Below are 609 nucleotides of genomic sequence, written 5' to 3'. Positions count from 1 at the left end.
ATAGGATGAATAGGCGTACCTGTTCGCTGATAAATCGCATTGCCATCATGCACTTCATTTATTACTGTTGCATATTTTGCAGCGCGGTTATCTGCCCAAGTAATATTATTTGTTAATCTTTGATGTTGCTGATCCATCGCAATCAAGCTATGCATTTGCGCACTAAATGACACAAATTTAATATCATCTTGATTAACTTTCGATTCCCTCATTATGTATTTAATTGTCATTAATACCGCATCAAATAATTCATCTGGGTTTTCTTCTGAGACATCAACGTTTGGTGTGTGTAAATCATAGCCGATTTGATGTTTCATGATAAAAGCTCCATTTTCATCATATAAGACTGACTTGGTACTCGTCGTTCCAATGTCGACACCAATCATATATTTCATGATAAATCCTTCTTTCTTTCATTTTAATTCAACCAAAATCCTTCAATATCTTTACCAACATCGTCAAAATTTAAATGAAACGCTTCCTTCAAAATTTGACTGTCGTATTGTTCCACTGCATCAATAAACACTTGATGATTATGATGTATGCGTTCAAAATCTTGCGGGTTCTGTTGCATACGTTGTCGCATGGATGTTAAAACGAGTGCCATCA

At 35.1% G+C, this 609-nt stretch carries 1 protein-coding gene and 1 pseudogene; both read right to left on the bottom strand.

Translation table 11 applies throughout. The features are described from left to right. Window positions 1–395 (bottom strand): FGGY family carbohydrate kinase (locus IDG60_RS28315; protein WP_241013418.1); only part of this gene is annotated, 395 nt, incomplete at its 3' end. Between the two features lie 23 nt (window positions 396–418). Further along, window positions 419–609 (bottom strand): annotated as a pseudogene (locus tag IDG60_RS28310) (GntR family transcriptional regulator); the annotation flags it as partial.

This window comes from Staphylococcus sp. EG-SA-2, from assembly GCF_017152085.1.
The sequence above is the reverse complement of the archived record's forward strand: the minus strand, read 5'-3'. Positions and strand labels throughout refer to the sequence as shown.